This is a genomic window from Streptomyces sp. NPDC006458 (assembly GCF_040612135.1).
Classification (GTDB): Bacteria; Actinomycetota; Actinomycetes; order Streptomycetales; family Streptomycetaceae; genus Streptomyces.
The window spans coordinates 58,316-64,558 of record NZ_JBEXPR010000017.1 but is presented as its reverse complement, the minus strand read 5'-3'; the positions used below and the strand labels follow the sequence as shown (position 1 = coordinate 64,558).

At 75.4% G+C, this 6,243-nt stretch carries 5 protein-coding genes; 2 read left to right on the top strand and 3 right to left on the bottom strand.

What is annotated here, in order from left to right; all coding sequences use genetic code 11:
• Positions 1-433: 433 nt before the first annotated feature.
• From ABZZ79_RS23230 to ABZZ79_RS23220, 3 genes are all read right to left on the bottom strand, one after another.
• The gene (locus tag ABZZ79_RS23230) at positions 434-2,608 is read right to left on the bottom strand and encodes a serine/threonine-protein kinase (protein ID WP_356691546.1); all 2,175 of its coding nucleotides are present in this window, start codon (positions 2,606-2,608) and stop codon (positions 434-436) included.
• Between the two features lie 77 nt (positions 2,609-2,685).
• A complete protein-coding gene (locus ABZZ79_RS23225) occupies positions 2,686-3,201 on the bottom strand; it encodes a helix-turn-helix domain-containing protein (protein ID WP_356691544.1) in 516 nt (171 codons plus the stop codon).
• The gene (locus ABZZ79_RS23220; protein WP_356691542.1) at positions 3,198-3,824 is read right to left on the bottom strand and encodes a DJ-1/PfpI family protein; all 627 of its coding nucleotides are present in this window, start codon (positions 3,822-3,824) and stop codon (positions 3,198-3,200) included. Before ABZZ79_RS23220 ends, ABZZ79_RS23225 begins: the two co-directional genes overlap by 4 nt.
• A gap of 156 nt (positions 3,825-3,980) precedes the next feature.
• Here ABZZ79_RS23220 and ABZZ79_RS23215 point away from each other — a divergent pair, with 156 nt between their 5' ends.
• Together ABZZ79_RS23215 and ABZZ79_RS23210 are read left to right on the top strand one after the other, a co-directional pair.
• Positions 3,981-5,339 (top strand): aspartate aminotransferase family protein, encoded by a 1,359-nt coding sequence (locus ABZZ79_RS23215; protein WP_356691540.1) that lies wholly within the window; start codon positions 3,981-3,983, stop codon positions 5,337-5,339.
• A gap of 114 nt (positions 5,340-5,453) precedes the next feature.
• A complete protein-coding gene (locus ABZZ79_RS23210; protein ID WP_356691538.1) occupies positions 5,454-6,158 on the top strand; it encodes a GntR family transcriptional regulator in 705 nt (234 codons plus the stop codon).
• The last annotated feature ends 85 nt before the right edge of the window (positions 6,159-6,243 follow it).

Genomic DNA, 6,243 nt, shown 5'->3' with positions numbered 1-6,243 from the left:
GGGCCGTCGGGCGCAGGGCCGCGTCAGGCGCAGGCCCGTCGGGCGCAGGGCCGTTGGGCGCTGGGCCGTCGGGCGCAGGGCCGCGTCAGGCGCAGGCCCGTCGGGCGCAGGGCCGTTGGGCGCTGGGCCGTCGGGCGCAGGGCCGCGTCAGGCGCAGGGCCGTTGGGCGCAGGGCCGTTGGGCGCTGGGCCGTCGGGCGCAGGGCCGCGTCATAGGCGCAGGGCCGCGTCATAGGCGCAGGGCCGCGTCATAGGCGCACCCCAGAGGGCGCAGGCCCATCGGGCGCGGGCGTCCGCAGGCAGGGGCCTCCTCAGGCGCAAGCCCATCGGGCGCCGACCTCCGCAGGCACGGGCCTCCTCAGGCACATTCCCGTCAGGCGCGGACCTCCGCAGGCACGGGCCTCGCGGCGGGTGGCGCACGGCACGCCGAAGCGTCATCCGCGGCGGTAGGTCAGTTCCTCCCCGCTGTCCGTGTTCACCCGCCGCAGCGTGCCGTCGGGCAGCAGCGTGACCTCGGAGGCCGCGCCGGGGGTGCAGGAGGAGGCGGGCTCGCCGACGGTGACCGTGGACGGCCCGATCGCCAACGGCCCGTCCGTGCCCGGCTCCTCGCCGAGCCGGGCCTCGAACACACAGCGGTAGGTGCCGCTTCCGGAGGGCCCCTCGGCGACCAGGGACAGCACCGTGTCGCCGACCTCGCCCTGCCGGATGGTCAGCACACGGGTGTTGTGTCCGCTGTCGTTGTCGATGGCGGCGGTCCAGGTGCCGACATACCCCTCCGGGACGACGCCGTCGGCCGGGGCGGAGGAGGTCGGGCCCGAGGAGGTGCTGGTGGACGGGGTGGGCTCGTCGGTGGTCGGGCCGGAGGTGGTGGGGGCGGTGGTGACCGGGGAGGGGGTGGGACCGCCCTTGGCGTCGTCGCCGAGGCCGCCGTTCATCAGGGCGTACACCGACCCGCCCGCGGCGAGCGCGACGACCAGGGCGACGGCGACGAGCGCGGGCGTGGCCCATCCGTTGCGACGTTCGGGCGGGGACGACGGGGGGCCGTAGAGCGTCGAGCCCAGACCTCCGTGGGCGGCCCCGGGCTGGTGCGAGCCGCCCCACGCCGGGGCCGCGGGCGGCGCGCCCCAGCCTCCGGCGCCGGGCCGCGCGGTGCCGTACGCGTAGCCGTCGGGGCCCGGCTGAGGGTGGCCGTACGCCGGCGGCGGCGCGTACGCGGGATGCGGCGGGCCCCCCTGCGGCCCCGGCCCGGCGGCGACGGTCGGCAGCCGGTCCGGCGGCGTGCCCGGCGGCGGCCCGAAGGCCGGCGCGGATTCGTCACCGGCCGGCGCGTGCTCGGGCGAGGCGGCGGGCAGGGCGGGCAGGGCGGGACGGGCGATGCCCGGGGCCGGGACACCGGGCGCCCCGGCCGGAGGAGCGCCGGGCACGGGCGGAAGAGCCGCCGGTACGCCGGACGGCCCGGCCTGCGGGGCGCCGGGCACCGGCGGGTGTCCCGGAGCGGCAGGCGCACCGGGCGCCCCGGCCGGGAAACGGCCCGGCAGCGCCGGGAGAGCGGGCGCGGCGGGAAGCGCGGGAACACCGGAGGCACCCGGCGGCACCCCGGCGCCGCCGGGACCCCACGCGCCCCCTGCGGGCCCCGGGGCGACGGGCGCACCCGGCGCCCCGTGCGCCGCCCCCGCGCCCCCCGGCAGCTCCGGGTCCTCGGTGTCCAGCAACTGCACGGCGTGGCGCCCCAGTTGGGCCACCAGCGCCCCCGGCAGCCAGGGGTCGCGCGATCGGCCGCCGGACACCGTGTCCTCCGCCCCGGTCCGCTGGAGGATGCGGTCGAGGGTCGGCCGCGCGCCCGGGTCCTTCTTGAGGCAGTCGCGGACGAGGTCGGCGATCCCCTCGGGGACGCCCGTCAGGTCCGGCTCGTCCTGGGCGATGCGGAACATCAGCGCGTGCACCCCGCTGTCGGCGCCGCCGAACGGCAGGGTGCCGGTGGCGGCGTAGGCGAGGACGGAGCCGAGGCAGAAGACGTCGCAGGCCGGGGTGATGCGGTCGCCGCGGACCTGCTCGGGGGCCATGAAGCCGGGCGACCCGATGAGCGCGCCGGTGCGGGTCAGGCCCGCCTCGGTGACGGTCTCCAGCGCGCGGGCGATGCCGAAGTCGATGACCCGCGGCCCGTCGATGGTGACGAGCACGTTGGACGGTTTCAGGTCCCGGTGGACGATCCCGGCGGCGTGGATGTCCTTGAGGGCGTGCGCGAGCCCGGCCGCGAGGATGCGCACCGACCGCTCGGGCAGCGCCCCGTGGTCGCGCCCGACGACCTGCTGGAGGCTCGGCCCGGCGACATAGCCGGTGGCCACCCAGGGCACCTCGGCCTCGGTGTCGGCGTCCAGCACGGGCGCGGTCCAGTACCCGCCGACCCGCTGGGCGGCCCGTACCTCCTGCCGGAACCGCTCCCGGAACTCCTCCTGGGCGGCCAGGTCCCGCTTCACGAGCTTCACGGCGACCGTGCGTCCGCGGTCGGACCGGGCGAGGTACACCTGCCCCATCCCGCCCGCACCCAGCCGTGCCAGCAAGCGGTACGCGCCGATCCTCAGTGGATCTCCCGCCCCGAGTTTCTCCACCGCAGGCCCTCCCCCGGCCACGCCAGTGCGACAGCCCCACGATAGTGCGGCAAAGGGCGAGGTGAACGGCCCGGTGTCTACGGTTCCGTAACAGCCGGTGCGCTCGTCGCCGCGCCCGCGGCCGGACGCCTCCCCACGCCCGGTCCGGTTACCGGTCCCGTCTCCTCCAGCACCCTCGACAGCCGCTCCAGCATCTCCACGGCCGTCGCGAGCTCGCCCTCCCCGAAAGCCGCCGCGAGCCGGTCGGCGAACCCCGCGTGACCTGGGTCAATACGGCGGACCGCGGCGAACCCGGCCTCGGTCGGCGCGAGCAGCTTGGCGCGGCGGTGGGCCGGGTTGGTCCGGTACTCGGCGAGCCCCCGCTCCACCAGCAGGTCGGCGATGCGCTGGACGCTCTGCCGGGTGATGCCCATGGTCCGCGCGATGCCGGACACGGGCAGCGGCTCGCGCAGCACCGCGCCGAGCACCTGCCACCAGGCGGCGGTGAGCCCGGCGGGCCCGGCCAGTTCCTCGGCGACGCCCAGGAACTGGCCGTTGAGCCGGAACACGCCCAGCGCGGCACGGCTGAGCAGGTCCTGGCGTTCCCGGCTCACGCGGCGCCCGCCCGCTCCAGGACGGCGTAGGCCCCGGCGTCGGAGTCGTGGAACAGCCGGTACCAGGCGTCGAGCACCTCGCCCTCGTACACCCCGAGCAGGCGCAGGACCTCCCGGGCGAAGGCGACGGGCTCGGTGGGACCGGCGGTGACGAGCGCGCCCGCGCCGGACGTGTCGGTGACCGCGTCCGTGTCGACGTACCGCTCGCCGCCGCCGTAGCCCGTGGCGGCCAGGTAGAAGGAGACGGCGCTGGTGTGGGCGCGGTCGTCGAGCAGTCCCTCGCGGGCGAGTCCGGCGGTGGCCCCGCAGATGGCGGCGACCGGGACACCGGCGGCGAGGAACTCGCGCGCCTTGCGAGCGAAGGGGGCGAGATCGTCCGTGGTGTCCCAGAGGTCGGCGCCCGGGAGGATCAGCAGCGAGCTGTCCTCGGGCCGCAGGGCGTCGAGCGCGAGGTCGGGCCGCACGCGCAGTCCGCCGATGCTGCGGACCTCCTGCGCCGTCGGGCCGACCGTGCGGATCTCGTGGCCGCCCCGGGCCAGGTGGGCGGTGGTGTGCCCGGTCTCCCAGTCGGCGTAGGTGTCGTAGACGGCGTGGTGCACGGGCTTGCGGACTGTGGTGCTCATGAGGTCCTCCTCCGGGCCGCTGCTTATGACAACATGCTGTCACTTCGACAGCCTGCTGTCAACGGCGTCCTGCTCGACAACCTGTCGCGGAAAGCCCCGGCCCGCAGACAGGACGCCCATATCGATTCCGCATCGCGGACATTTACGCTCGCCCGCATGACCCCTCAGCCCAACCCCGAAGCCGGCGCCGCAGTGAAGGCCGCGGACCGCGCGCACGTCTTCCACTCCTGGTCCGCGCAGGAACTCATCGACCCGCTCGCCGTCGCCGGCGCCGAGGGGTCGTACTTCTGGGACTACGACGGCAAGCGGTACCTCGACTTCACCAGCGGGCTCGTCTACACCAACATCGGCTACCAGCACCCGGCGGTCGTCGCCGCGATCCAGGAGCAGGCGGCGAGGATGACCACCTTCGCCCCCGCCTTCGCGGTCGAGGCACGCTCGGAGGCGGCCCGGCTGATCGCCGAGCGCACCCCGGGCGACCTGGACAAGATCTTCTTCACCAACGGCGGCGCCGACGCCGTCGAGCACGCGGTGCGCATGGCCCGGCTGCACACGGGCCGCCCCAAGGTGCTCTCCGCCTACCGCTCGTACCACGGCGGCACCCAGCAGGCGATCAACCTCACCGGCGACCCGCGCCGCTGGGCCAACGACAGCGGCGCGGCCGGGGTCGTGCACTTCTGGGCGCCCTTCCTCTACCGCTCCCGCTTCTACGCCGAGACCGAGGAGCAGGAGTGCGCCCGGGCACTGGAGCACCTGGAGACGACGATCGCCTTCGAGGGGCCCGCGACGATCGCCGCGATCGTCCTGGAGACCGTGCCGGGCACGGCCGGCATCATGGTCCCGCCGCCGGGCTATCTCGCCGGGGTGCGCGAGATCTGCGACAAGTACGGCATCGTCCTCGTTTTCGACGAGGTCATGGCCGGGTTCGGACGGACCGGTGAGTGGTTCGCCGCCGACCACTTCGGCGTCGTGCCGGACCTGATGACCTTCGCCAAGGGCGTGAACTCCGGCTACGTCCCGCTCGGCGGTGTCGCCATCTCCGGCAAGATCGCCGACACCTTCGCCAAGCGCCCCTACCCGGGCGGCCTCACCTACTCCGGGCACCCGCTGGCCTGCGCGGCCGCCGTCGCCACGATCCGGGTCATGGCCGAGGAGGGCGTCGTCGAGCACGCCGCGCACCTGGGCACGGACGTCCTGGAGCCCGCGCTGCGCGAACTGGCCGAGCGGCACTCGAGCGTCGGCGAAGTCCGCGGCCTCGGCATGTTCTGGGCGATCGAGCTGGTCCGGGACCAGGAGACCCGCGAGCCGCTGGTGCCGTACAACGCCGCCGGGGAGGCCAACGCGCCGATGGCCGCGTTCGCCGCCGCGATGAAGGCGGGCGGGGTCTGGCCCTTCGTGAACATGAACCGCACCCACGTCGTGCCGCCCTGCAACATCACAGAGGCCGAGCTGAAGGAAGGCCTCGCCGTGCTGGACGCCGCGCTCTTCGTCGCGGACGAGCACACCCGGGGCTGACCCGGGCCCGAACGCGTAAGGTGGCGTGCTCGTAGACGTATGCGTACGGCCGTATGGACGATACGGACGCACACGAGCACGCCACCGCCACGTGATGAGGGAGACACGCCGACCATGCCCGGCAGCAGCGGCATCGGGGCCGCCGTCACGCGCAGCACCCTGCGGCAGCAGATCGCGGACGCGCTTCGGGACGAGGTGCTGGCGGGCCGGCTGCAACCGGGACAGGCCTTCACGGTCAAGGAGATCGCCGACCAGTACGGCGTCTCGGCGACCCCCGTGCGCGAGGCGCTGGTCGACCTGTCCGCCCAGGGCCTGCTGGAGGCCGACCAGCACCGCGGGTTCCGGGTGCGGGAGTACTCGCTCGCCGACTTCCGCGGGCTCGTCGAGGCCCGCAGCCTGGTCACCGACGGCATGTTCCACGCCCTCGGCAAGGGCCACCGGGGATTCCAGGACCCGGCCGACCCGCGCACGGCCGCCGCCCTGGCCGGGGTGCGCCGCCGCGGCCAGGAGGCCCAGCGGGCCGCCACCGCGGGCGACCTGATCGTCCTCATCGGCTACGACCTGCGCTTCTGGCGCGAGCTGTGCGCCCTGTACGGCAACGACTACCTCGCCGACTTCCTCCACCGGCTGCGCGTGCAGTCCTGGGTCTGCGCGGTACAGCGTCTGCGGCTGCTCCCCGACCTGCGCGGCCGCCTGTGGGCCGGGCACACCGAACTGGTCGACGCCCTCACCCGGCGCGACACCGACACCGCGCGGGCCGTCGTGGCCGCGTACGACGCCCACTCGCTCGCGCTGATCGAGGGGGCGGCGGAGGACTGAGCGGGCGCACGTGCATCGACTGGGCCGCGGGGGACTTGGCGCGCGTGCATCGAGCGGGGACCGCGGGGGACTTGGCGCGCGTGCA

Excerpts from the sequence above, each read along its gene's own strand:
- ABZZ79_RS23220 (WP_356691542.1), bottom strand. The coding sequence starts at position 3,824 with ATGAGCACCACAGTCCGCAAGCCCGTGCACCACGCCGTCTACGACACC.
- ABZZ79_RS23210 (WP_356691538.1), top strand. The coding sequence starts at position 5,454 with ATGCCCGGCAGCAGCGGCATCGGGGCCGCCGTCACGCGCAGCACCCTG.
- ABZZ79_RS23215 (WP_356691540.1), top strand. The coding sequence starts at position 3,981 with ATGACCCCTCAGCCCAACCCCGAAGCCGGCGCCGCAGTGAAGGCCGCG.